The sequence below is a fragment of the Lacrimispora sp. genome (genome assembly GCF_032078915.1).
Taxonomy (GTDB): Bacteria; Bacillota; Clostridia; order Lachnospirales; family Lachnospiraceae; genus Lacrimispora.
In genome coordinates this window covers 1-25,823 of the sequence record NZ_DAMAUN010000063.1, presented here as the reverse complement: position 1 = coordinate 25,823, position 25,823 = coordinate 1, and the positions used below count along the sequence as shown (strand labels likewise).

Here is a 25,823-nt window from a genome sequence, read left to right as displayed (position 1 = left end):
CAAACAAATTTCTGATACTGCAGTGTTCAATATGTGTGGTTTTTAAGGAGGAAAATGTATGGATTTGTTATGGACTTTGGTTATAATCGCCGTGATTCTTGTGCTTGTCGGAATTCTTTACTATATGCAGAAGAGGCATATATCGTTTGCTAAGAGAGTATTTTCTGCTCTGTTTATGGGAATTGTAGTAGGCAGTATCATGCAGCTTGCTTTTGCATCTGACAGCCCGGTGCTTAAAACTTCGTTGGATTGGATATCCATTATCGGTACTGGTTATGTGAATCTTTTGAAAATGATTGTTATTCCCCTCATTATGGTCTCCATTATATCGGCCATCGTTAATCTGAAGTCCCATACAAGTTTGGGGAAAATCAGTACATATGTGCTGGCAACATTACTGCTGACTGTATTCATTTCCGCTTTGGTGGGTATTGCAACCGCAAATACCTTTCATCTGACAGCGGAAGAAATAACCGTGGGCCAGGCGGAGACAGACCGGGCCGAGTATCTTGAAGGAAAAGTTTCATCCGTCCAGGATCAGACGATACCGCAGCAGATATTGAGCTTTATCCCCCAGAATCCCTTCCAGGATATGACCGGCGACAGGGCTACCTCTACCATAGCAGTGGTCATCTTTTCCGCATTTCTTGGCGTATCCGCATTGGGAATACGAAAGAAAAAACCGGAAGAAGCTGAAACTTTCTTAAAAATCATTAATTCCCTCTATGCCGTAGTTATGCGGATGGTAACTTTTATACTGAGATTGACGCCGTATGGCATTCTGGGACTTATGACAAAGACAATTGCGACAACGAACATAGCAGGCATTATTGCCCTGTCTAAGTTTGTGATTGCAAACTATGTCGCATTGATTGTCATGTTTGCCATACATTTTTTGATTATCCTGCTGATGAAATTGAATCCGGCAACGTACATCAAGAAGGCCTTTCCAACCCTTACCATTGCGTTTACGTCAAGATCCAGTGCGGGTACACTGCCCTTAACGATTGAAACACAGACTAAGAAACTTGGTATTCCTGATAGTATTGCCAACTTTGCCGCATCTTTCGGAACAACAATTGGCCAGAATGGCTGCGCAGGCGTTTATCCCGCTATGCTTGCTGTCATGATCGCCCCTGCGGTTGGTATCGACCCTATGAGTATTGGCTTCATTGCAAAACTGTCAATTATCGTTGCAATCAGCTCCTTTGGCATTGCCGGGGTCGGCGGCGGTGCGACATTTGCCGCGTTGATGGTTTTATCCGCTATGAATCTGCCTGTGGGCCTGGCTGGACTGTTAATATCAGTGGAGCCTTTAATTGACATGGGACGGACCGCTTTGAATGTGAATGATGCTATGCTGGCTGGCCTCGTAACAGCAAGGCTGACATCAGAGCTTGACGTGAATTTGTATAATACACCAGTAGATGAGTATTCGGCAATGTCATTATAATATGGGTTGTCTGAACCTGAAACGCAAGTGAAGATAAAGGGACTGCTTTTTAGCCCGGCCATACGATTATGGAAAAGGGTTTTTGCATTCGATCATATAATTTTATGAGAATAGATAAATGGAGAGGGTATCCCAAAAGTCGTGAAATGACTGAGGGGTGCCCTCTTTATGATGAATTTGATATGAGCAGAGACGGTATGATACACATGAATATACGCGAGTTCTTGTTGTCTGAGCAATGGAATTGAGTTTCCGGTATCCCGTATCTTTGCCGTCTATGAAATAATGTCACTGATAATTTTAACCCCCTTTGCGATCTCTTCAGAGGACAAATGGGAATACCCCAAAATGATTTCATTGTTGCGCTCATGATTTTCTTTCAGATAAAAATTCCCTGTTCGATAGATACGCACGCCATTATCGGCTATTGCATTAATTGTTTTATCAGTAAATATTTTGTTATGGAATTGTACAACAAGGTGTAAGCCCGTAGCGTGTCCTAAAACTTCATACTGGCCGGGAAAATGTTTTGACAGTTCAGCAAGGAGCAGACTGCGGTTTCTGCCATACTGCTTTTTCATTTTCCATATGTGCTTTTCAAAACCGCCGTTTTGTATGAATTTTGCCAATGTGTATTGTCCCAATGCATCCGTATGGACATCGGAATACATTTTCAGCTTTTTACACGGAGAGATTAGCTTTTTAGGCAAAATCATAAATCCCAACCGGAATGCGGGGGCAAGTATCTTACTGAACGAGCCGAGATAAATCACCCGTTCCGGATTTAATTCGTAAAGAGAGCTTACAGGCTGTCCTTCGTATCGAAATTCGCTGTCATAATCATCTTCTACAATATAACAGTTATTTTGTTCGGCATACCGGACTAAGTCCAGCCGCCTTTGAATAGGCAGAATACTCCCCATGGGGTACTGATGGGATGGCGTGGTATAAATAAATGAGACCTGCCTTGGGATATCCAGCAATTCTGTGCGCAACCCTTTGTCATCTACGGAAATGCCTTCGATCAAGCATCCCGCCGTTGTAATAACCTTCCGCAGTCCTGTATGGGAAGGATCTTCTATTAAGACCACTTTTTGCTTGTCCTTTAACACATGGGAAATCAACGATAAGCCTTGCGTTGAACCGGAGGTAATCATGATCTGGGCAGGGTCGCATGACAGGCCCCTTGTCCGATATAAGTATTGGGCGATTGTTACTCTTAACTCCCATACTCCGGATGTACTGCTATAGCCGAAAGCCCAGGCAGAGATTTGGCTGCATAATTCCCGATAGAGATTGCCCCATTCCTTACGGGGGAAGTATTCGAGCGCCGGTATTCCGGTTCGGAAGTCAATCATTTCCTTTGGCAGCGGTCCTTTATCCTGCCTTGGTGCAGGGCTTTGATTAAAAGATACCCTAATATCTAAAACGTGTAAACCTTCTGCGACAACTGTACCTGAACCTTTATAAGTATTTAAATATCCCTCTGCAATAAGCTGGCTATAAGCTTCAATTACAGTATTTCTGGAGACAGATAAATCAGAAGATAATTTTCTTGTAGAGGGAAGCCGGTGCCCGGATTCCAGTGTGCCGCTTAAAATCATTTGACAGATTTGTTTATAAATTTGGCGGGCAAGTGTAAGCTGGCTTTGTCGGTCAATCGTGATCCACATTCCAATCATTCCTTTCAAAAGTGGTTCTATAAAATAAGATGAAAAGTGGAACTTTCAAGACCACTTTCCAGATGATAGAATTATAGCACATACCATTGCAAAAAGGAAAGGACGGAAAGAAAATGATAAAAATATCTCCCTCTGTGAAAAGCACTTTTCCAGAAGCGAAGTTCGGCATGATGATCGTTAAGGGTCTATGTTCGCCGATGGAACGTGCTGTTATGGATAACATAATAGCAACAGAAATAGAGCAGATGAAGTTAAATAACTCTGGTTATGAGCGCGGATCTGCCGTGACAAAAGAACCACTTTGTCATTATGCGGCCTACTACAAGCGTTATAATAAAACCTATCATGTATTGGGGCAGTTAGAGTCGGTTCTGCTAAAGGGTAAAAGTATCCCGCCTGTCGGCGTACCCGTAGAAGCCATGTTTTCAGCCGAGGTGAAAAATTTACTGCTTACTGCCGGACACGATTTAGAATCGATGGAAGGTGATCTGACAGTGAATACCGCCACAGAACCATTGAATTATAAAGGTTTATCCGGGAAAGAACAGCAGCTTATAAAAAACGATCTGTACTTATATGATGAAAAAGGGATACTATCAAGCATAATGAATGGACAAGATTACAGGACTAGAATAACAGAAGCTACTCAACATGCTCTCTATTTCGTATACGGGGTTGAAGGCGTGACCGAACCGTTAATTCATGGGCACTTAAAAACAATATCTTCCTATCTGTCGCAAGCGATTCCAGGTGTGGAAGTACAATCCATAAATGTTTATTGAGGCCGGCATGGGGAGATTATATTTATCGATCGCATTTATTTTGGCTGGTTCTTCGGTGATTGCCGCTGGTTTTATATCCGCATATCTTCCGGCTTTTACCACCACATTTTTAAGCCTGGTATTCGCATCCTTAACTGCGGTATTGTTTTGCGGTAAGAACATGTATGCGATAGCAAAGTGTCTGTCAGGAAAAACCTGGTCGGTCATTGTGCTGCAGGCTATGTTTGGCAGTTTTCTTTTCCGGGTGTTTTTAACAACAGGATTGCAATATATTGGGGCTGCAGAAGCAGGGATTATAACTGGGGCCACGCCGGCAATCACTGCATTGCTCACATGGATGATGCTGCACGAGTATTTAAGCTTACGCACGGTGATAGGCATTCTTATAACATTTGCCGGTGTACTGTTGGTACAAGGTTTTCCATTTGAGACAACGCTTGAAAGTTTTCAGCCAATCGGGGCAATCTGTGTATTATGTGCGGCATCTTGTGAATCACTTTTTACAACGTTTTCAAGAAAAATCCATATGGGTGTAAATGGTGATGAAACACTGCCCCCATTGGTCCACGCTGGATTTGTAAGTATTTGCGCTATGGTACTATGCCTTATTCCCGCCTTGCTGGAACAGCCCTGGGAAGCAATCGCAGCGCTGCCGGTCAGCGGCTGGATTGCCTTCTTATGGTATGGCAGCATTGTTACAATCGTTGCCTTTGCGTTTATGTTCGCAGGGGCAAAAAGGTGCAGCGGTTATACCATTGCAGCATTTGCAGGTATTATTCCAATAAGTTCAACATTGTTTTCTGTCACCGTATTAAAAGAATCAATCAGTATGTATCAAGCTGCAGGATGTGTGCTTGTAGTTTTTGCAACGCTTATAATAAGCTATCAAAAGAAAGCAGCTTAGAACCTTGAGGATCATTAATGAAGGGTAAATACATTTCAGCAAAGAAGAGGCCGCAGTTTTAAACTGAGGCCCTTACCATGCCTGTAAATGTTATCTCACATTGTTAAAACGACCGTCAGATTTCTCTCTGACGGCCGTTTTATTTATTGTGCAAGAATATATGAGACGTTCATCCCAGTAATTTCCTTGATTTGCTCTTTCGGAAAAGATTTATTGGTAACCAGATAATCCATGTCAGACAGATGTGCAACCGTCAATAGCGCATTTTTCCCAAATTTGCTGCTGTCCAGCATCAAAATGATTTCATCTGCACATTGCATAGCAGTCTTTTGAAAAGCAACGTCATCATCGTAGTAACCGGTAATCATGAGCTGATCACTAATAGCCGCACCACTGATGAATGCTTTGTTCACATGTACTTCCTGCATCATTTTCGTCGTCTGGTAACCGTGTGTGGCATGCTCTTGAGGACTTACCCAGCCACCTAAAAAGAAAAGTCTCTGGCACAAACCTCCGGAATTAAACAGGGAAGCAATCGCAAAGGAATTGGTTACGACAACAAGGGTTTGAAGCAGTTCCGGATCCTGTGCCAATACCTTTGCCAGCTCCAGGTTGGTGGTGCAGTTTTCCATTAAGATGGCATCGCCTTTTTCCACCAGCCTTGCGGCGGCCGTGGCAATTTTTATTTTTAAGTCCACATTCTCTTTTGCACGCAGGTCAAACGGTATCTCGCTTGCTATGTTGGCTAAAGCCACTCCGCCATGAACTTTGATGATCCGGCCTTCTTCAGCCAAAGCATCCAGATCTTTACGCATGGTTTCGGTGGAAACATCCGTTGATTCAGCCAACTGCTGTGTGGAACTAATGGGAACTTGTGAAAGTAAATCCAGTATTTTTTTTCTGCGTATCTGCAATTTATTTGCCATAATAAGGTCCTTTCAAAACTTGGTATATAACAATAATATCATGGTTTATTCCAATGTCAAATCAAATGCTCAAAATTCACAGATGCTTTTATTGTGTAATATGAAAGTAAAGTTTTACTATATATTCCTACAAAATATTGTAAAAAACCAATTTAAATATTGACATAATAACAAAAAAGTATTAATGTAACAATATAAACATTGTAAATAAACATATTTATCTATAAAATAATTGCTTATTTGCAACATTTTGTATAGTAAGGAAGGAAGACCAGATGAAATCACCTAAGCCCTATATTTACACAGACAACAATTCTAATACCATGGAGGATTATGCACAGTCCATACTGCGATTGAAACGACCGGAGGACCCCGTAGACGTTGTACTGGACACCGATCCCTATAACGAGGTGGATGACCAGTTTGCCATCGCCTATTTACTGCAATACCAGGACCGATTGAAGTTAAAGGGGATATACGCCGCACCGTTTTTTAACCATCATTCAGAAAGTCCGGCCGATGGTATGAAAAAGAGCTACGAGGAAGTTTTTCATGTGCTTACCATGCTGGACAGAGAGGAATTTGCACCCATGGTTTATAAGGGTGCGCCAGGCTTTTTGCGTGATGAGAAAACGCCGATTGAATCCCCAGCCACGGAGGCCTTGTACCGGCAGGCCATGCAGTATACGCCGGAGCATCCGCTCTATGTGATTGGGATTGCTGCCTGTACCAATATTGCCTCTGCGCTTTTGCTTCATCCGGAAATCAAGGATCGTATTTTTGTTGTATGGCTGGGCGGCATGAGCTTCGAGTGGCACGACAACGCTTCCTTTAACGCGGGACAGGATGTTGCCGCCGCACGGGTGTTGCTGGGGAGCGGCGTTCCGCTGGTTTTGCTTCCCGGACGCGGCGTGCTGGACCACTTTACAACGACCGGACCGGAGATGGAGTACTGGCTGCGGGGAAAAAATGCATTTTGTGATTACATACTGGACAAGACCGCTAAGGAAGCCAGCGTATGCAATGGCGAGCGATGCTGGAGCCGTCCTATTTCCGATGTTGCCGCCATTGGCTGGCTTTTGGGGCAGAACTTTATGCTGGATCGCCTGGAGCATAGTCCAATCATGCAATATGACAACTTTTACAGCAACGATAAACGCCGTCTGTTTATCCGATATGTATACAGCATAAACCGGGATAAGCTGATGAGTGATTTATTTGAAAGACTTGCATGTTACGAGTAAATCCACAACGGCGTAAGGAGAATCGCAATGAAAAAAAGAGTATTTCATTTTATAGAACCTTATCTGTACCTTTTGCCAGCTTTCAGCATGCTGCTTTTGTTCACCTATTATCCCTTTGTTCAAAATGCCATTCTCAGTTTATTTACCGTGAATAAATTCCGGGAGATTAAAGAATTTGCTGGTTTAGCCAATTATGTGCGTGTGCTGACGGATGAAAAATTTTTACGGGCTATGGGGAACACATTTATCTATGTCTTTACAACGGTACCTGTCAGCATTGTTTTCGGATTTGCACTGGCACTGCTGGCTCGCAGACATCATCGGATATCCATTGCTTATGAAGCATTGTTTGCTTTGTCCATGGCGGTGTCGGCCTCTGTGATCGCTATGATTTTTCAGCTTGCATATAATCCCTCCATGGGGATCATCAATAAGCTGTCCGGTATTTCGGTATCGTGGCTGACAGATCCTAAAACCGCATTATTATCCTTGATCATTGTCCAGATCTGGTCCAATATCGGATACAATTTTATCTTTCTCTTTTCTGCTTTGCGGGGGCTTTCGGACGAAGTACTGGAAAGTGCACAGGTCGATGGCGCAGTGGGTATAAAGCTGCTGGGTAAGATTCTGATTCCCTTGGTTTCCCCCACGTTGCTGTTTCTGTTAGTAAAGGACATTGCCTATGCAATGACCACCGCAAGTCTTACCTTGATTTTGACCACCAACAACGGCGCGACAGGACAGCCTAATGGTGCAACGGAAACGATCATGTCTTATATTTATGGGAAAGCGATCATTGGAACAAATTACAATGCAGCATTTGCTGCGACGATGGTCGGTTTTATATTAGCTGCAATTATGATGGTTTTCAGTTTGATTTTAGATAAGAAGAAGGTGAACTATGATTGATAGAGGCGGAGATAGAAAAACAATCGTAAAGCGGAAAAAGGCAGCAGAAAGTGTTTTATACCAATTGTTTTGCCTTGCATTGGGACTTTTGCTGATGACGCCGTTAATCTATGCGGTCTGTATTTCCTTCATGCGGCCGGATGAGGTTTTGACAAAAGAAATTCACTTTTTCCCAAAATCTTTCTATTTGGGAAACTATAACATTGCATTAGCCCAGACAAATATTTTCCGGTTTATGTTCAACTCATTCATTGTAGCTTTCGTTTCCAGTGTTGTCCGTATCGTAACCGCCAGTATGGCAGCATTTTCTTTTGCTTTCTTTGATTACAGAGGCAAAAAAGCCTTATTTTACCTTGTAGTTGGCAGCATGATTATTCCGGCCGATGTATTGGTGGTGCAAAATTACTTTACTACTGCAGAATTGAGGCTGATCAATACATATGTCGGCATGATGGTTGTGTTTTTCGTTTCCGCAATGAATATCTTCGTCATGCGCCAGCATTTCATGACTTATTCTAAAACGTTGAGGGATGCGGCGCTGGTGGATGGATGCGGCAATTTTGCATTCTATGCCAGAATTCTGCTTCCTTCCAGCACACCGGTTATCGCCACCGTATTCATCTCTTCCTTCGTGGGAACATGGAATACCTATTTGTGGCCTCTCCTTGTGACCAATGTCAATGACATGCGCACTGCCCAGGTAGCCATAACCATGCTGAACATCAATGAAGGCAGCTCCTATGGATACGGGACAATCATGGCGGCGGCAGTCATGATTCTGATTCCATCCATTCTGGTTTTTCTTATGTTTCAAAAGAGAATTGTCGGCGGAATGATGACCGGCGCAGTCAAAGGATAACACCTGTTCCGGGTTTTATCATACATCATAATATTAAAGGAGGATATACGATGAAAAGAGCCTTTGCGGTACTCATGGCGCTTGCACTCAGTTCTGGTCTGGCTGCTTGCGGCAGTACTCCGAAAAACGCATCAGACCCCGGCTCACCCAGGGCCGACTCTGCTTCCGAATCCAGGCAAAACTCCACAGAAGATCCGATTGAAATTGTGTTCTGGCATTCCTTCGGCGGAGCAACGGGAGAAGCGCTGCAGTCTATTATTGACAACTATAATAAGACGCGTGGTTCAGAGAAAGGAATAAAGGTATCACTGGTATATCAGGGATACGAGGGCACAGACAAGGTGCTGCTTGCCTATCAGACAAAGGACACTGCCAACGCGCCGGACATCAACGTCGGCTTGACGTCCACCATTCCGTCCATGATGGAACTGGATTGGAATGTGGACATGAGCGAGTACTTAAATGATCCTGCATCCGAGGTATCTGCAGACATCTTCCCTGAAGCGATGCAGCGAATGTGCAGCTATGAGGGGAAAATGGCTGCCGTCCCGTTTGCAAACTCCATTCCGCTTTTATACTATAACGCGGATGCATTGAAGGAAGCCGGCTTTGACGGCCCACCCAAAACCCTGGATGAGTTGGCTGAATACACGAAAGCGCTGACTCTTAAGGATGACGCCGGTAACGTGACCCGTTATGGCCTGAACGTACAGATCCGCCGCTACCAGATGGTACAGTTCGTGGTCAGTCAGAGCCCGGACAGCTTCTTTGGAGATAAGGAAGGAGGCCGGACAGCACCTATGACAAAAATTGTGGCCGGCGAAGATGGTACTATGAAAAACTTCCTTGAAAAATGGCAGAAGGTGATAGAGACCGGCGGTTATAAATATGTAGAGGATAACATGAACGAAGAATTTGCCCAGGGATTGTCCGCTATGCTGATCATGTCTTCTTCCCGTCTGGGGACGATCAAGGACCTGGTGGGAGATTCCTTTGATTTCCAGACTGCATATCTGCCCAAGGTGAATGCAGATGACAACGGCGGCGCGGCCATTGGAGGAAGCTGCCTGAACTTGTTCAAACGGGGAGACAAATCCCGTGTTGACGCTGCATGGGATGTGATACAGTACTGCTTGCTGCCGGAGAACCAGATGACCTTTTCCCAGGCTTCCGGCTATATTCCTGTTAATACTGCAGCTTATGAACTGCCGGAAATGGTAAAATACTACGAAGAACATCCGCAATATAAAGTGGCACTGGATGAAATGCTTGCAGCCAGTCCCAATGCGCAGGAACCGCTGGATTTGGTGTACAATGACGTACAGAAGGTGATCACAGATACCATGCTGGAGTTCTGTGAAGGCAAACGATCGGTTGACGCCACGGTAGAAAAGATTACCACCGACTGCAATGCGCTTTTGGATGAATACCACGCAGCAAACTAACAAACCAACGAATAAAATCATTCCGATGAGACGGTATATTCCCCGATGCCGCCTCATCGGTATTTGCATAAGGAGGGAATCATATGCACAACATCCGGCTTGTCGTCACAGATTTGGACGGGACACTTCTCGGACCGGATACTTCTATTTCAGAGGAAGCGGTGCAAACCATCGCAGAGCTTTCAAAAAAAGGGATCCGATTTACGTTTATCACTGGCCGTCCGTATTACGCGGTTGAGCGCTTTGCCCGGCAGCTTGTGATAACGGCGCCCATAGTGACCTGCAACGGCGCGGTGCTATGTGACTGGGAAAGAGTTTTATACCGCCGTTCTTTCCGTTTATCAAACTTGGAAAAGCTGGTGCGTGCTGCAGTTCCAAAGGGGTTTACGGTGCTGATGTTTCAGCAGGATACGGAATATAGCTTTTCAGAGACCGGGTGGACCCGCAGGCGAAAGGAAGCAGGACGTGCCGTGCCAGTCCGGGAGATCACAACGGTTAATTGGCCGGTTGAGACTGCCGACAAGCTGAATATCATGACCGAAGCAGGAAGTGCCGGATTTGACACGCTGTTGGATCTGGTGGCTGAAGTGAAGGACCTCTACTCCGTCACTGTGTATGGTGATAAAGGGTGTGAGATAGTAGCAAAAGGTGTAAACAAAGCCGTTGCATTGCAGGAATTATGTAAACAGCTTGGGATAAGCGAAAACGAAGTGCTGGCAATCGGTGACAACGAAAACGATAACAAAATGCTGGCGGTGGCCGGCGTTGGAGCGGCAGTTGGCAACGCAATGTCCTCCACCAAAAGTTATGCCGATTATCTCTGCACCCTTCCTTTTACAGAGGGTGCTGTTGAAGCGATTCGTGTGATTGCACTGCGCGATGGAGATTACATGAGTAGAAAGGATGATTGATATGGTTCTGGCGACTTCAACAAATATATATTGCGAACGAAATGGCATGCCGGATATTCCTATGGAATGCAGCATCCGCACATGTGCCTCCGCCGGTTATGAAGCGCTTGATTTCGGTTTTGTAGAAATGGTAAAGCAGCCGGACCGTCTGTTGTGCGACGATTGGAAACAGGAAATTATACACTACAGGGAAATGGCGGACAATTTGCAGGTGCGTTTTGTCCAGGCTCATGCTACGTTGTATGATTTTTGCAATCCATCGGCCGACGCCTTACGCCTGGACCAAATGATGCGCCGCAGCGTAGAGGGTGCGGCCATACTGGGCGCGCCCTGGATCGTGGTCCATCCTTCCACCAGAATAAAGCAAGGAGAAGCGGCCCTTGATACCCATGAGATGAATGTGCGTTTTTTTCAGGAATTGGCTGACTATGCGAAGCAGTTTGCTGTTGGGATCGCTATCGAAAATATGTGGGGGAAGACAATTGAGGGAGTGAAGCGCTATGCCATTGAGATACAGGAGCTTATCGGTCTTGTGGACGCGGTGGACCGGCCAAATGTCGGTGCGTGCTGGGATACGGAGCACGGCAGCATTGAACACCTGGATCAGGCCAGGGCCATCCGAATGTTGGGCAGCCGTTTGAAATGCCTTCATATATCCGATGAATCGGGACCAGATGCTGTGCACATTCTGCCTTATATGGGCAGAATCTTTTGGCCGGATATTTTGCAGGCGCTGGCGGATATAGGGTACAAAAATCCCTTTACCTTTGAGATACAGCATTATCTGCCCGGCGTTCCTGGGCCCCTGGTGCCTTCGGCCATGAGTCTGAGCGTGGAGACCGGCAGTTATATGATTTCGCAGATCAATGCGCTTAAAAGGAATTCCCTATGAACGTTGTAACACTGTTTATGGATTCGTTTGAACCAAGCCAGCTGCTGACAACCTTGTTCCGGCTGCTTCTTGCCGCATGGTGCGGCGGAGTGATCGGCATGGAACGGAGAAAGCGCCACCGTCCGGCAGGATTACGGACCCACATGCTGGTTTGTATTGCGTCAGCGCTTGTTATGCTGACCAATGAGCAGATCACGGCAGGTACCGCATCCGGCGATCCTACCCGGCTCGCTGCACAGGTGATCAGCGGCATCGGTTTTCTTGGTGCGGGAACCATTTTAATTGACCGGCGGAATCATGTGCGCGGCTTGACGACGGCAGCAGGGCTTTGGGCAAGTGCGTGCCTTGGAATCGCAATCGGTGCAGGTTATTATTCAGGTGCATTGATCACCTGCCTGCTGGTAATGCTCATCGTTACAAAATTCGTTGATGTAGAGAAATGGTTTCTGAGAAAGTCAAGCTTTATGGAGATTCATGTGGTGTTTGATTCTAACGAATCGCTCAATTGTTTTTTGGAAGTGATCACGGGAAGCCAATATACGGTCTATACCTTTGAAATAATCGATACACTGATGGAACCCAATAAAGATGGAAGAAAACCGGTAGAGGCAAATCTGATCATTCAGGTACCGAAAGAAAACCATTGGGAAATCATTCAACGGTTCAGCGAAAGCAGTGGCATTCGCTTTATTGAGGAAATATAGCAGAGTTTTGCTTACTATAACTTCGGTCAGGGCAGGAGAGAACCAGAATTCTGTTTTTTATTACATATTAGTTTTAGGAAAAAGTGGCTGTTGTACCAATTGGTACGGCAGCCACTTCTTCCCCCTATTTTATTAATAAATGGATTTCCGCTCGCCAATTTTGGAGCTGATAGATTTAAATGGAGGCCCAAGGGTAATCTCTGTTGCGCCATCCGATGCCTTGATCACTTCGTAATCGCCCATTTCCCCTGTGGCAGCCTACCGTCGGCTGTAGATCCTTTACGGTCCCGGATACGGCCTGACCTATAACAGCCTGCCGGAAAAGGGAACAGAGGTGGAGATCAGAATTTCCTCTTTTTATGCCCGCAATTTGACATCGTTAGTTGGCAGAGTAAATTTAATTGGGAACAAAATTTCATAGATTGATTACAATCCGCAACAATTTATTAATTAAAACTTTTATAATAAAGTGTAAAATTTTGTCATAAGGTGTGGGAAATTATATTTAAGTTGTCGCAGCCGTTAGTTCCCGCATAACGAAAGGAGGTATTCATAAAAGTAATGCAAGAATTTGATATACTTATATCAAAGCTGGCAAATCAGCAGATGGTCCGCGTACTCCGCAGAGGATTGCTATATTTAATGCCGTTTGTTTTAATCGGTTCCATTGTGCTTGCGCTGCTAAATCTGCCCATTCCGGCGTACCAGTCATTTATGTCTTATATTTTTGGAGAGGGCTGGTGGGAAATTGGTTTGCTCATATATGAAGGTACACTTCAAATTATGGCGATTATTTCGGTGATTACTGTCAGTCACGCGATTGCGAGTGAAAAAGAGTTCATTAAGTCCGGGGAGGTCAGTACAACTGTCTTACAGGCAGTAGCATTGATCGTTTTCATTATGTGGATGAAGAATTCAGATGGTACTGTTATAAGCACAGCAAATGCCGGCTCTTCAGGGATGTTCGGAGCCATTATCATATCATTTCTTGCATGTGGTTTGTATTGTTTCTTCTATAAACTACAGGATAGCATCCGGCCTAAAAATCTTATCAATTATCATGGCAGTACCATGACCCGGGAAGCCTTTCGGACGGTAATGCCTGCTTTGCTCACTGTTTTCACCTTTAGTATGGGAAAAGTGATGCTTGATTTAATAGGATTAGGCAATAGCCAGGTTTTTCATATGATCAATGACATGTGGCTGTCGGGAGAAAATTTCTTTTCCGCAGTAATTGTTATTCTCATCACTCACATCTTATGGTTTTTTGGCATACACGGAGGAAATGTCATTATGGATGCCGTGCCTGTTGCTGCTTCGTCAGTATCGTCAGCAATGGGTGGGGTTATTTTTAACAAAGAATTTTTTGATACCTATGTTTATTTAGGAGGTGCAGGAGCAACCTTTGGACTGCTGATTGCCCTCTTGCTGGTTGGGAAAAACAGCAGCGAAACCCGCTTGGCAAAGATTTCACTACTGCCCGGTATATTTAATATCAATGAAATTATGATATTTGGTTTACCCATTATATTCAATCCGCACTTCTTGGCTCCATTTATGTTAGCACCTGTTTTTTTATGCCTTAATGCCTGGATATCCGTGAGCGTGGGCTGGGTTCCTCCGGTTACGCAGGCGGTAAAATGGACCACTCCCATTTTCCTGTCCGGTTATCTCAGTACGGGATCCATTGTCGGGGCCGTGATGCAAGCCGTTAATCTGGTGCTGGCTGTACTGATTTATATTCCTTTCGTCAGGATGCAGGAAAAGCACCAGCAGTCCGCTCGCATCGAGGTGTTTAAGGGACTGGCAAATGAAATTCAATACATACAGGAACGGCAGGTTAAAACCATACTTAACCGTCACGATGAAACCGGTTCTCTTGCCCGTGCTTTGGCGGCGGAGATCCGGGAAGGCTTTAAGAGCCAGGCACAAACTCTTCATATGGAATATCAGCCGAAAGTAAACTATAAAGGCCAGATCGTAGGAGCAGAAGCTCTTCTGCGATGGAATCATCCCGTATATGGTTATGTATCCCCTATCGTTATATTAAATATTTGCGATGAGGCTAATTTGACGAATGAGCTGGGGCAATGGATTATGAACCGGTCATTCAGCGATATGAAACGCTGGCATGAACAGGGATTTAAAGTACCCCTTTCCGTAAATCTTAGTCCTCGTCAGCTGAAAGAGGATGGATCCTTGGTTCGATCTGTTCAGGATTGCATCAGTCAGTTGGGCATCGAGCCTCAGTATATGGAGCTGGAGCTTACCGAAAACGCTACCATAGATGCGACTGACGCGATATGCAATAAATTAGGGCAGATTACGGCGATGGGACTTAATCTTTCTATTGACGACTTTGGCATGGGTCACAGTTCCCTTCTTTACATATGTGACTTTTACGCTAATATCATAAAATTAGATGCTTCCCTGGTAGGATTGATAACCAGCGATGAACAGCGCCGGCAGATTGTAAAATCGATTCTTTCTCTTTGCGAACAGCTGCATGTCAAGGCTGTGGCGGAAGGTGTGGAAACCAGGGAACAGGTGGAACTGCTACATGAGCTTGGCTGTGAGTTTTATCAGGGCTTTTATTACAGCAGGTCCTTGAATTATGATAGTTTTTTGGAATATATAAGCCGGCATGGTACGGCGGAGGAGGAGAAACAAAAAGTTAAGGCCAGGGAGTGATAGGAAGGTGAGTCTTTGGGAACGATACAGACAATATTAATACTGCTTATTTTGATTGTTTTATCCAGCGTACTTCATAAATATATGCCAAGTATTTCTTTACCCCTGTTTCAAATTTCACTAGGTATTTTAGCCGGTATACTGCCTTTTGGCATTACCTTTCATTTGGATACCGAAGTTTTCATGCTTCTCTTTATTGCCCCCATTTTATTCATGGACGGCAAACAAATCTCAAACAGGGAGTTATGGAATTTTAGAAATCCGATTCTGCTGATGGCTTTGGGGCTTGTCTTTTCAACCATTCTCATTTGCGGTCCTGTCATAACCCGGCTCATACCCGGACTGCCCCTAGCCGCGGCTTTTGCCCTTGCGGCGGTACTGTCACCGACGGATGCAGTTTCTGTAAAGGCGATTTCAAATAAAATCAAACTGCCTCATAATATTATTACAATTGTAGAAGGCGAATCTTTATTAAATGATGCTTCCGGCCTTGTTGCTTTTAATTTTGCCATTGCGGCACAGCTTACCGGTGACTTTTCCATAAAAGATGCGACATTGAGCTTTCTATATATAGCAATCGGCGGCGCCCTGTTTGGCGCCGTCGCAACTTATTTCATCAATCTGTTTACAGGCAAGCTCAAGGCCATGGGCATTGAGGATGCGACCGTTTATACTCTGATACAGATCATTACACCGTTTGCCGTGTTTCTGATTGCGGATGAGCTTGGCCTTTCCGGAATCCTGGCCGTTGTGGTCTGCGGTATCATAATTTCCATAAGCAGGCCCCAAAGGTTTACCACTCAGGAAGCAAATATAAACTACATTTCCGAAGGAGCCTGGTCAACGCTTCTTTTTGTCTTAAATGGGTTGGTGTTTTTACTGCTTGGAATGGAGCTGTCAACCGCATTTGGCAAGGAAGTTATGGATAAGCAGATCAGCACATTGACAGATATCAGCTATGTATTGGTCATATCAGCCCTGTTGATACTGATTCGTTATATCTGGGCGTATTTCTTTCTCGGAAGGGAAGAAGGCAGCCGTAAGCGGAATTCCCTGTTGATTTCCCTGTCCGGTGTAAGGGGGGCTTTAACGCTTGCCGCCTGCCTGTCAATTCCGTTCACCTTGAATAACGGTTCTCCTTTTCCCAAGAGAGACTTGATGCTGTTTATCAGCGGTGGTGTCATCATTGTTACGCTGCTGATCGCAAATATCGTCCTGCCCTTAATTTGTCCAAAAACGGAAGACGACAGCAGGCAATTAGAGCTGGACGCTACAAAGAAAGTCATTCAAGCTGCGATCGATTTGATAAAAAGTGAGATGAATGATGATAACAGGCAGGCTGCCTTTTCTATCATCACCCACTATGAGCGGCTGCTTTCGGAAAATTCAAACACCAGGACGTTAAAGTTCGCATCGGATGAATGGAGAAAGGAAATCGAGATTTTCATGACTGGGCTTGTTGCCGAAAAAGAGGAAATCAAACGGCTGCTCGAAAACAATACCTATAAAAAAGAAGCTTTACTTCGAATCGGGCGCTCGCTTGACATTGTCCAGAGGCGGTTGGAGAGGAGAAGACCGGTAAAAAGCATTTTACCGGTCTTTCTCCATAAGCCGGAAACGGGGTTTTTCCTAAAAAAGCATAAATTTTTGCACCAGGATGAGATGGTTCTTGCGAAAAGACACACGACGAAGATCGCGATTGAAGCCATATGGAAAACCGTAACTCCGGAGAATGAAGTTGCCGCTAAAAGAGCAATTGATCATTATCTGTCCATCCTGGAGGTGTTTAACAAGAGGTTCTTAGGTGAAGATGGAAAGGTTTATGCGGATAAAAAAAGACAACTGCAAATTAGCGCAATACAAGCTCAAAAGGTAAAAGTGCAGGAATTGCTGGAGCTTGGTGAAATTTCTTACACAACGGCAGGGCAGTTGAGAAAAAATATCGGATTGGAAGAGGCTGCGCTTTTTGAGGAGGATGTAAGTTAAGTAATAAAGTGTATAGAATGGAAGTTCCAATCACTGTGTTAGAAATCAATTATAAAAGCCTGCAGGTATTTATCACATTTGTGAGATAATACCTGCAGGCTTTTGCATGGATCGTGGTAAAAAAATCTTATAATAACTCACCATACCTTCTAATAAAAATCTTCTTGAACACCGTAGCGAGCACCATATACAGGAAAATGGTCAGCGCCAGCCATGCGAAATATACAGGCGGCAGGGCGGCCAGGCCGATGGATGCCCCCAGTTTGGTAAAGGGAATAATGGTCAGGGCTGCAATGCCTGTAAAGGTGAGCAGTGTCACCGACAGGGAAGCATGGCTCTGGATAAAAGGAATCTTTGGCGTTCTAATCATATGAATGACAAGCGTCTGGCTCCACATGGATTCCACAAACCAGCCGGCCTGGAACAGTGCGATAAAGTATGCCTGCATAGCCGGGTCAGTAAGCTGATGGAACATAAGTCCGCCGGTCATGGCCGGGCAGATGATGAAATACATCAGCAGGTAGGTGGTGATGTCAAACACCGAGCTGGTGGGTCCGATCCATATCATGAATTTACCGATAGAGGAAGCGTCCCATTTCCTTGGTACGGCAAGGTATTCTTTATCTACATTATCCCACGGAATTGCTGTACAGCTTAAATCGTAAATCAGATTCAACAGAATCAGATGGATGGGCAGCATGGGAATGAAGGGCAGGAAAGCACTGGCGGCCAGTACTGAGAACATATTGCCGAAGTTGGAGCTTGCCGTCATCTTGATATATTTGATCATGTTGGCGTAAGTCTTGCGGCCCTCGATGATGCCCTTCTCCAATACCATTAAATCCTTTTCCAGAAGAATGACATCAGCGGACTCTTTGGCAATATCTACCGCTGTGTCGACGGAAATGCCCACGTCGGAAGCCTTCATTGCTGCCGCGTCGTTGATGCCGTCGCCCATATAGCCCACACTATGTCCGTTATTCCGTAAGATTGTTATGACACGGGCTTTCTGCTGCGGAGACAGCTTGGCAAAAACGCTGACTCTTTCGGCGGCGCTGCCAAGTTCTTCATCGGACATATTGTCAAGGTCAGAGCCCAGTAAGATGCGGTCAACGGAGAGACCTACCTGCCGGCAAACACAGCGAGTCACCTTGTCGTTATCGCCGGTCAGAATTTTCACGTCAACGCCATGCTCTTTTAAGGCGGCGAGTGCTTCAGCCGTGGATTCTTTTGGCGGATCAAGGAAAGCAAGATATCCCATCAGCACCATATCCGATTCGTCGGCCACGGAAAACGTGCCTACGGGAGAGGGATTGGTCTTTTGTGCAACGGCAATAACCCGCATTCCATCCTCGTTTAAATCATTTACCTTTTTAAGAATATATGCCTTGATGTCGTCAGTCAGCGGCATCACTTTTCCTTCATACTCGGCAAAGCTGCAAACCGACAGCATTTCCTCCACCGCGCCCTTGGTGATCATCTGTGTCTTGCCGTTTTTCACCACTACGCTCATGCGGCGGCGCTCAAAGTCGAAGGGGATTTCATCGACCTTGGTAAACTGATCCGTAAGGCCGCGAAGCTCCGCTACCGTTTTCTGTTCTTCCAGGGTGCGCTCAATGACGGCGACATCCATGAGATTTTTCAGTCCTGTCTGGTAGTAGCTGTTTAAAAAGGCATGGCGCAATACGCGCGTATCTTCCTCCCCGTGGATATTCAAGTGGTATTGCAGCGCCACTTTATCCTGGGTCAGGGTTCCGGTCTTGTCAGTACAAAGAATGTCGATGGAGCCAAGATTCTGGATCGAGTTTAAGTTCTTGATGATTGTTTTTTCCTTTGACATAGCCACTGCGCCTTTGGCAAGGCAGGTGGTAACGATCATCGGCAGCATTTCCGGTGTCAGGCCTACCGCCACTGATAAGGCAAACAGAGTTGCCTCCATCCAGTCGCCCTTGGTGAAACCGTTGATAAACAGTACGATGGGAACCATGACCAGCATGAAACGGATGAGCAGCCATGATACAGAGTTGACGCCTTTTTCAAAGTTGGTCTGCACAGGTCTGTCACTGACGTTCTTTGCCATATCTCCGAATATCGTGTCGTCACCAGTTGCTAAAACTACACCTGCCGCGCTGCCGCTGATGACGTTTGATCCCATAAAGGCCAGGTTCGGATACTCTGCCAATGTATCGTGTTCCACACTCACGGCCCCTGGAATTTTCTCTACTGCCACACTTTCGCCAGTCAGTGCCGACTGGCTGACAAACAGATCTTTGGCCTGGATAATCCGCATGTCGGCGGGAATCATGTCTCCCGCAGCCAGATGGACAATATCGCCCACAACGACTTCTTCCAGCGGTATTTCTGCGTTTCCAGTCTCCATCCGCCGGACGTTTGTAGTCGTCTTGATCATTTTTAAAAGCTTATCAGCGGCGTTGCCGCTTCTTGTTTCCTGCACGAAGCGCAGAATCCCGGAAATCAGCACCATTGTCATGATAATCACAACAGTCAGCGGATCTCCTTCTCCCGGATCTGCGAGAATGATGTCGGTAAACGCTGACACCGCCGTCAGCCCGATGAGAATGGCGGTAAAAGGATTGATGAACGCCTCTGCGATGCGCTTGGGCAGGGATACTTTCTTTCCGTGGGTAACTTTATTATCGCCGTACTGTTCACGGGAAGCATCCACAAGATCCTCACTGAGTCCTTCCGGCGTTGTGTTCAGATTGTTAAACAGTACATCCGTTTTAGCAGAGGCGGCAGATTTTAATCTGGTCGCGATCTCGTCACGGCGTACCATGTCCTGAGTTACTTTTAACGTTTCTAAATTGTTTTTTACTTTTTGCATTGGTCTGTACCTCCATTTTAGTTTTTGTAAGATGTGAGGAAGCACAGCCCATACACTGATGAGCCTCGTCTATATTCAGGCCGCCGAAATGGAAAAAGGGTTCCATTCCGGCTCAGGCCTTCGGTTTCGCCCGTCAGGATCAGGGCCGCATTTACTTCCGGTTTCCATTTCGTTCACCTCGCTTGTTTTAGTAGTATTTATATAAACCCCAATGGGGAGAGTTTTTTGGTTAAAAAAGGGCATAAAAAAACCATCGTCTGTTTTTTTCAAACCAAACGATGGACAACTCGGAAAGTAGCGATAGGAGTTACGGCCTATAAAAGCCTTTTCCTAAAGCACCGGTTTTGGGCATGAGCACACAAAAAAAGCGCACTTATGTCACAAGCGGTATCATCCTGTCCATCGTGTATACGCTTACTACTTCCGTCGTCCATGTCCTCACCTCCAAATATAAAAATCCCCTGCCGTCATATTAAAACGACGACAGAGGATAATATCCCTATAAAAACGCTTGACTGTATTATGCAAAGCGTTTTCCGCCATCGTTCAAGCTTTAGCTTCGCAGGGCAATGTAATTGCATTATTCCATGCCTTGTTTTCGACATGGACTGTTCACCTTCTCATAGTGTTTCCACTATTTTGCGGCAGCAACCCGTATCCCTGCGGTAGCCTCACCTACCGAAACGGTCAAATTATTCATTAACCTGTTCTAGTATATGTCCCCGGTATCAATTTGTCAACCTTTTCTTTGTAATCCATATAAATTAAAATTGGGCACAAAAAAGAATAATTTGGGAACAATATAATTCCGGAAAAATATAATATTTAATATTCTTATTGAGAAAAGTTAATAATCAGGATATTCCGGCTTTGGGGAAAATCCTGATCCGACAGATGAATATTCAGATGAAAGGGACACAACCCAGGAAAGAGGGAGAATAAATATCAATGAGAAAAATTGATACAGGTTACTTTATAAAAATTTTGGGGCTCAGGCTGGTACTATTGGCAGTTGTCCTCGTAGCACCGGTCTTTATGTTGTTACGGGAAGTGCCGCAGATGCAATCCCTGATAGGGACTTTTTTAACATTCGAATTTCTTTATTTTTTCTTTTGGCTTCCAAATAAAATCCTGGATACTAACATGGCGAAACATTCAAGTCTCCATGAGCAGGCCCTGAAGGAGCAGGGGCTTGTCATTGATTATTGTTTCAGTGCAAACGATGGAGTTTTTTTTCTGGATGTTATTAACGGCAAATTCGCTGTAGTTTTTAAATACAACCCCAGGGAACTGCAATTCATTGACGGAGCCGCCTTAGACGACATCTGTACGAATGACGGAGTGCAGATCAATAACGGGACCAGACTGGTCAGCTGCCGGTTCACAATCAACGGCTATAAACAGAAAATTGTTACCCTTCGCGTTGCCGGAGGACGTCAAATACATATGAAAGACCTCACGGTCTTGGAAGCTGTTTCAAAAGCCGATATGCTGTGCGAACGGTTAACCGCAATTAAAAGCAAAGCCACATTGCCGAAAGGATAGAATAGGCGTGGACAAGGCCAGTTTTCAAGGTCAGTATACAAGCGTGACAATGAACAAATGCTCATAGATATTCGCCGCTATGTTTCCATACCGATATATGGTATACTTTATTAAATCGGAATATGAAGTACAGACCATTTATAAAATATGGCGGATCGGAGAGCAGAATGGAAATTTTAGTTTTGGGCGGGACAAAATACTTTGGCATACATATGGTTGAAGAACTCATCAAAAAAGGACATAATGTTACGATTGCAACAAGGGGACTGACAAAAGATACTTACGGGAACAGTATACGCAGATTAGTTGTTGAGCGCAACTCTGCCAAAAGCATGGCGGAAGTATTTAGCAACAATACTTATGATGTGGTATGCGACAATATTGCTTATTGCTCCAATGACGTAAAATATGCGCTGGACTCTATAAAATGCAAACGCTATGTAATGACATCCTCCATGTCTGTATATGATGATCTCCATGTCAACATAATAGAAAGCGACTTCAATCCTCTTGAAAAGCCGTTAAAATGGTGCGATAGAGCGGATTATCCATATAATGAGGTGAAACGGCTCGCAGAGTGCGCTTTATTTCAAGCTTATTCATCACAAAATAGCGTAGCCGTCAGGTTTCCTTTTGTTATTGGTACCGATGACTATACAAAGCGATTGTATTTCTATATCGAACATGTTATTAAGGGGCTTCCCATGTTTATTGACAATATGGACGCACAGATGGAATTTGTCAGTTCAAATGAAGCGGGCCGGTTTCTGGCTTTCCTGGCGGAGCAAGAAGGTACAGGCGCAGTCAACGGCAGCAGTACGGGTACTATATCTCTCCGGGAGATAATTACATATGTTGAAGGAAAGACCGGAAGACGAGCTGTTTTATCGAAAGAGGGCGATAAAGGTCCTTACAACGGTGCGCCGGATTACAGCTTAAATACCAGACTCGCAGCAGAATGGAAATTCGATTTTTCTCCGCTAAAATCGTGGATTTATGATTTGATTGACAAACATATTCAGGAAGCAATGGCATAGATAATGAGCGCAATGGGAATTTAAACTGAGGATTATTTATAAACGGAATATCAGAGAGTCAGCAGAGATGGATGAAATGAAAATGGAGGTCTTATGAATAAACGAGAGCGAATTGAAACAGTCTTTTTATATGGTGTTTTCATTTGTTATATACTTTTGTTAATTAAAATACTGTTCCTATCAAGAGTTTCGCTTTTGGAGCTGTTTAACGGTCAAAGGACTATCGTCAGGTCAATCAATCTTCTCCCTTTTCATAGTATCATGGAATATATATCAGGCAGTTCTGAGAATTTAAAAAGATTTGCTTTTGGTAATGTGGTCGGCAATGTAGCTATTTTTGTTCCCTTTGGTATTTATTTACCATTATTTAAAAAGGATAAAAGAATAATAACCAATTTGCTGTTTATATTTTTAGTGAGTATATTGGTTGAGATCATTCAGGGACTTTTTGGCATCGGGACATCAGACATTGATGATGTCATTCTAAATTGTTTGGGTGGCTGGATTGGTATTTTAGGCTTTAAGTTTTTATTATTCCGATTACGAGATGAGAAAAAAGTACGTACTGCAATCACAATACTATCTACGATTATAGGATTACCTGTTATATTATTTTTTTTATTTGTAATTAAAATGAGATTCTGAATAAAGCATAATACGAAGCGGTAAAATTCCAAATCTCATAACAGCCTGGAATGACGGGTTATAAGTCTGAAAGCTTGCAAATACTAAAAAGATTTGTATTTGCAAGCTTTAGTTAATAAGGATTTAGTACAATGAAACTATTCTTTGCCATCTCTTACGTATTATTCTTGAGGTACATTTTCTCTCCAGAAATGAACCGGTTTCCACCCCAGGATCTTTTTTGCTTTCTCATTGGAATATAAGGTCTGATATTCATCAATTGGAGTACGAATGTCAGTCACGTTAGGATATTCGGCTTTCATCAGATCACAGCTTTTGATGTCCATACAGTTATCATCAGCGGCAAGATTCATTATGATAGAACCGAGTCCATCTTTTTCGATAGCAAGGCGGCATGCCACAGCGATGTCACGAGCGTCAATATAATTCCACATAAGTTGTTTGCGTTTCTCGGAATTATGTATAAAACCAGGGAAGTTTAAATACTTCTCTTTGCTTATAATATTGCCGATCCGAAACGAGACAATCTGCATTCCGCAGCGGCGGTTAATTGCATCAGCAATTGTTTCCCCAACTATTTTTCCAAGGCCATAGCTATCTTCAGGAAGTGCAGGATGTTCTTCATCTACGGGAACATACACAGGTGTCAAACCCTGGCGGGAGTTGCAGATCCCATAAGTACATTCGCTGGAGGCAATAACAGCTTTTATGATTCCTAATCCTGCCGCTGCTTCGAGAATATTATAAGTGGCCATCACATTATTTCGAAATGTTACCTCATTGGGGAAAATGTATGCTGTAGGGATTGCGGCGAGATGGATCACAGCATATGCGCCTTCTAAGATTCCATAACATTCGCCCAGGTTAGTTAAGTCTGCTGTCATATGACGTGTCAAAGGCTCGGCCGGCTTTACTTTGTCTACACTCAAAACCTCATATCCCTGCTCTATAAAATGCTTAACTACATAGGGGCCAAGAAGACCCGCAGTTCCGGTTATCACTATTTTTTTCATATATAAAATCCTCTTTCTATAAGTGATTAAAATATGTTACTTAGCTTATTACTTTTCCGTTTTTAATATTGTCATCGATTGTATCCAAAGCGAGTACCCGTCAGGGAATGCCATACAGCATCACAAGCCTGCAGCACGTCATCATGAAGCGCGGCTCCCTCCAGTGAAGCAATATTCTGTTCTAACTGTGAGAGCTTGCTGACACCGCTGATCACGCTGGTAACTTTGGCGCGGCTTGCGCACCATTTCATGGAGAGTTCAAGAATACCCATACCATTCTCTGAAGCGATTTCTGTCAGCTTATCTACAGCTGCAAAATTCTCATCTGACCAGTAGCGTTTATAATAGGCTTCACTGTTTGCAAAACGGGTATTCTCTGCCGGGGCGCCTGGCTTATGTTTTCCGGCCAGAAGTCCGCCTGCGATAGGGTTGTATACTGCCATTCCCAGTTCATGCGCCTGCAAAAAAGGAATGAGCTCAGTCTCTACGCCGCGCGTAATGAGATTATATACGTTCTGAGTGATGACCGGCGCGATGTATCCCCGTTTATCACAGACAGCCAGCATATCTGCAATCTGCCATGCGGCGAAATTACTGACACCGATATAGCGTACCTTTCCGGCTTTAACAAGGCCAGACATAGTCTCCAGAGTTTCCTCAATTTTTGTTTCGTAATCTGGAGCGTGCATATAATAGAGGTCAATATAATCCGTATCCAGGCGCTTTAAGCTGGCATCCACAGCGGAGACAATATTTCGGCGCGAAAGGCCCCTTTCATTCGGATTTTCGCCCATTTGACCGTTAACTTTCGTGGCGAGAATAATCTTATTGCGCCGTCCTTTTAAGGCCTTGCCGACGATGCGTTCGCTTTCGCCCTGATTGTACACATTGGCAGTGTCCCAAAAGTTTACACCTTGACTGCAGGCATAATCCATGATGGCGAGACTGTCAGCCTCGCTGGTCTGGGCACCAAACATCATCGTGCCTAAACTTAGTGAAGAAACTTTAATACTTGTTCCGGGCAAATTGTTGTATTGCATGTAGATTCCTCCTTTCGGATATGAGGAGTCACTATCATAAAGCAACTCCAAAATCAGGCCGCTCTGCTGGAGTTAAGCTGAACACTACACCGTCTTTAGCAAACAGCATAGGCAGGCTGCCATAGTCATTCTGTTTCCCATCTTCCCTAAAGTATTTTGATATGCTCATTGGTAAATCTTGTGATAATTATAAACCTTAATGTTAACGTTAAGTCAATCGTTGTTTGCTTAGAAATTGCTTAGAAATTGTAAAATCGTTAAATGAAAAACTAAATTCACGATTGCAACACTAAATTCATGATGTAAGACT

General features: G+C 44.4%; 21 protein-coding genes and 1 riboswitch. Of the genes, 15 read left to right on the top strand and 6 right to left on the bottom strand.

The window, feature by feature from the left end; all coding sequences use genetic code 11:
- Positions 1 to 58: 58 nt before the first annotated feature.
- Positions 59 to 1,453, top strand: a complete 1,395-nt coding sequence (locus RT269_RS20940; protein WP_313185521.1) for an L-cystine transporter — start codon at positions 59 to 61, stop codon at positions 1,451 to 1,453.
- 275 nt (positions 1,454 to 1,728) lie between these two features.
- Here the strand turns inward: RT269_RS20940 and pdxR are convergent, their stop codons facing one another.
- On the bottom strand, positions 1,729 to 3,126 hold the full coding sequence (pdxR, locus tag RT269_RS20935; protein ID WP_313185519.1) for a MocR-like pyridoxine biosynthesis transcription factor PdxR: 1,398 nt from the start codon (positions 3,124 to 3,126) through the stop codon (positions 1,729 to 1,731).
- 122 nt (positions 3,127 to 3,248) lie between these two features.
- Here pdxR and RT269_RS20930 point away from each other — a divergent pair, with 122 nt between their 5' ends.
- Both RT269_RS20930 and RT269_RS20925 read left to right on the top strand, forming a co-directional pair.
- Entirely contained in the window at positions 3,249 to 3,917 is a 669-nt protein-coding gene (locus RT269_RS20930; RefSeq protein ID WP_313185517.1) for a hypothetical protein, read from the top strand.
- A gap of 7 nt (positions 3,918 to 3,924) precedes the next feature.
- Positions 3,925 to 4,821 carry a DMT family transporter gene (locus RT269_RS20925; protein WP_313185515.1) on the top strand — a complete coding sequence of 299 codons (897 nt, stop codon included), beginning with the start codon at positions 3,925 to 3,927 and terminating at the stop codon, positions 4,819 to 4,821.
- A gap of 143 nt (positions 4,822 to 4,964) precedes the next feature.
- On the opposite strand, the gene RT269_RS20920 is transcribed toward RT269_RS20925, so the two are convergent.
- On the bottom strand, positions 4,965 to 5,747 hold the full coding sequence (locus RT269_RS20920; protein WP_313185513.1) for a DeoR/GlpR family DNA-binding transcription regulator: 783 nt from the start codon (positions 5,745 to 5,747) through the stop codon (positions 4,965 to 4,967).
- 275 nt (positions 5,748 to 6,022) lie between these two features.
- Between RT269_RS20920 and RT269_RS20915 the strand changes: the two genes are divergently transcribed.
- From RT269_RS20915 to RT269_RS20875, 9 genes are all read left to right on the top strand, one after another.
- Entirely contained in the window at positions 6,023 to 6,991 is a 969-nt protein-coding gene (locus RT269_RS20915; RefSeq protein WP_313185511.1) for a nucleoside hydrolase, read from the top strand.
- 27 nt (positions 6,992 to 7,018) lie between these two features.
- Positions 7,019 to 7,900: a carbohydrate ABC transporter permease gene (locus RT269_RS20910; RefSeq protein WP_313185509.1), complete on the top strand. Its 882-nt coding sequence runs from the start codon at positions 7,019 to 7,021 to the stop codon at positions 7,898 to 7,900.
- A complete protein-coding gene (locus tag RT269_RS20905; protein ID WP_313185507.1) occupies positions 7,893 to 8,759 on the top strand; it encodes a carbohydrate ABC transporter permease in 867 nt (288 codons plus the stop codon). Before RT269_RS20910 ends, RT269_RS20905 begins: the two co-directional genes overlap by 8 nt.
- Before the next feature lie 50 nt (positions 8,760 to 8,809).
- Positions 8,810 to 10,204: an ABC transporter substrate-binding protein gene (locus RT269_RS20900; protein ID WP_313185505.1), complete on the top strand. Its 1,395-nt coding sequence runs from the start codon at positions 8,810 to 8,812 to the stop codon at positions 10,202 to 10,204.
- A gap of 83 nt (positions 10,205 to 10,287) precedes the next feature.
- Positions 10,288 to 11,115, top strand: coding sequence for an HAD family hydrolase (locus tag RT269_RS20895; RefSeq protein ID WP_313185503.1), 828 nt, complete (start codon positions 10,288 to 10,290; stop codon positions 11,113 to 11,115).
- The gene (locus RT269_RS20890) at positions 11,108 to 12,007 is read left to right on the top strand and encodes a sugar phosphate isomerase/epimerase family protein (RefSeq protein ID WP_313185501.1); all 900 of its coding nucleotides are present in this window, start codon (positions 11,108 to 11,110) and stop codon (positions 12,005 to 12,007) included. The genes RT269_RS20895 and RT269_RS20890 overlap by 8 nt, the downstream gene beginning before the upstream one ends.
- Positions 12,004 to 12,711, top strand: coding sequence for an MgtC/SapB family protein (locus RT269_RS20885; RefSeq protein ID WP_313185499.1), 708 nt, complete (start codon positions 12,004 to 12,006; stop codon positions 12,709 to 12,711). Before RT269_RS20890 ends, RT269_RS20885 begins: the two co-directional genes overlap by 4 nt.
- Before the next feature lie 561 nt (positions 12,712 to 13,272).
- Positions 13,273 to 15,402: an EAL domain-containing protein gene (locus tag RT269_RS20880; RefSeq protein WP_313185498.1), complete on the top strand. Its 2,130-nt coding sequence runs from the start codon at positions 13,273 to 13,275 to the stop codon at positions 15,400 to 15,402.
- A gap of 15 nt (positions 15,403 to 15,417) precedes the next feature.
- Positions 15,418 to 17,388 (top strand): Na+/H+ antiporter, encoded by a 1,971-nt coding sequence (locus RT269_RS20875; protein ID WP_313185497.1) that lies wholly within the window; start codon positions 15,418 to 15,420, stop codon positions 17,386 to 17,388.
- Between the two features lie 127 nt (positions 17,389 to 17,515).
- Here the strand turns inward: RT269_RS20875 and mgtA are convergent, their stop codons facing one another.
- Entirely contained in the window at positions 17,516 to 20,233 is a 2,718-nt protein-coding gene (gene mgtA, locus RT269_RS20870) for a magnesium-translocating P-type ATPase (protein ID WP_313185495.1), read from the bottom strand.
- 530 nt (positions 20,234 to 20,763) lie between these two features.
- Positions 20,764 to 20,923: riboswitch (M-box (ykoK) riboswitch) on the bottom strand.
- Positions 20,924 to 21,376: 453 nt separating this feature from the next.
- On the opposite strand from mgtA, the gene RT269_RS20865 reads away from it, so the two are divergent.
- The 3 genes from RT269_RS20865 to RT269_RS20855 all read left to right on the top strand — a co-directional run bounded on the left by RT269_RS20865 (position 21,377) and on the right by RT269_RS20855 (position 23,460).
- Positions 21,377 to 21,778: a hypothetical protein gene (locus tag RT269_RS20865; RefSeq protein ID WP_313185493.1), complete on the top strand. Its 402-nt coding sequence runs from the start codon at positions 21,377 to 21,379 to the stop codon at positions 21,776 to 21,778.
- Positions 21,779 to 21,945: 167 nt separating this feature from the next.
- The gene (locus tag RT269_RS20860; protein WP_313185491.1) at positions 21,946 to 22,815 is read left to right on the top strand and encodes an NAD-dependent epimerase/dehydratase family protein; all 870 of its coding nucleotides are present in this window, start codon (positions 21,946 to 21,948) and stop codon (positions 22,813 to 22,815) included.
- 93 nt (positions 22,816 to 22,908) lie between these two features.
- Positions 22,909 to 23,460, top strand: coding sequence for a VanZ family protein (locus RT269_RS20855; protein WP_313185489.1), 552 nt, complete (start codon positions 22,909 to 22,911; stop codon positions 23,458 to 23,460).
- A 161-nt stretch (positions 23,461 to 23,621) separates the two neighbouring features.
- On the opposite strand, the gene RT269_RS20850 is transcribed toward RT269_RS20855, so the two are convergent.
- From RT269_RS20850 to RT269_RS20840, 3 genes are all read right to left on the bottom strand, one after another.
- Positions 23,622 to 24,473, bottom strand: a complete 852-nt coding sequence (locus RT269_RS20850; protein ID WP_313185487.1) for an NAD-dependent epimerase/dehydratase family protein — start codon at positions 24,471 to 24,473, stop codon at positions 23,622 to 23,624.
- A gap of 71 nt (positions 24,474 to 24,544) precedes the next feature.
- Positions 24,545 to 25,513, bottom strand: coding sequence for an aldo/keto reductase (locus RT269_RS20845; protein WP_313185485.1), 969 nt, complete (start codon positions 25,511 to 25,513; stop codon positions 24,545 to 24,547).
- Positions 25,514 to 25,547: 34 nt separating this feature from the next.
- Complete coding sequence (locus tag RT269_RS20840) at positions 25,548 to 25,682, bottom strand: hypothetical protein (RefSeq protein ID WP_313185483.1); 135 nt, start codon at positions 25,680 to 25,682, stop codon at positions 25,548 to 25,550.
- Positions 25,683 to 25,823 lie beyond the last annotated feature (141 nt).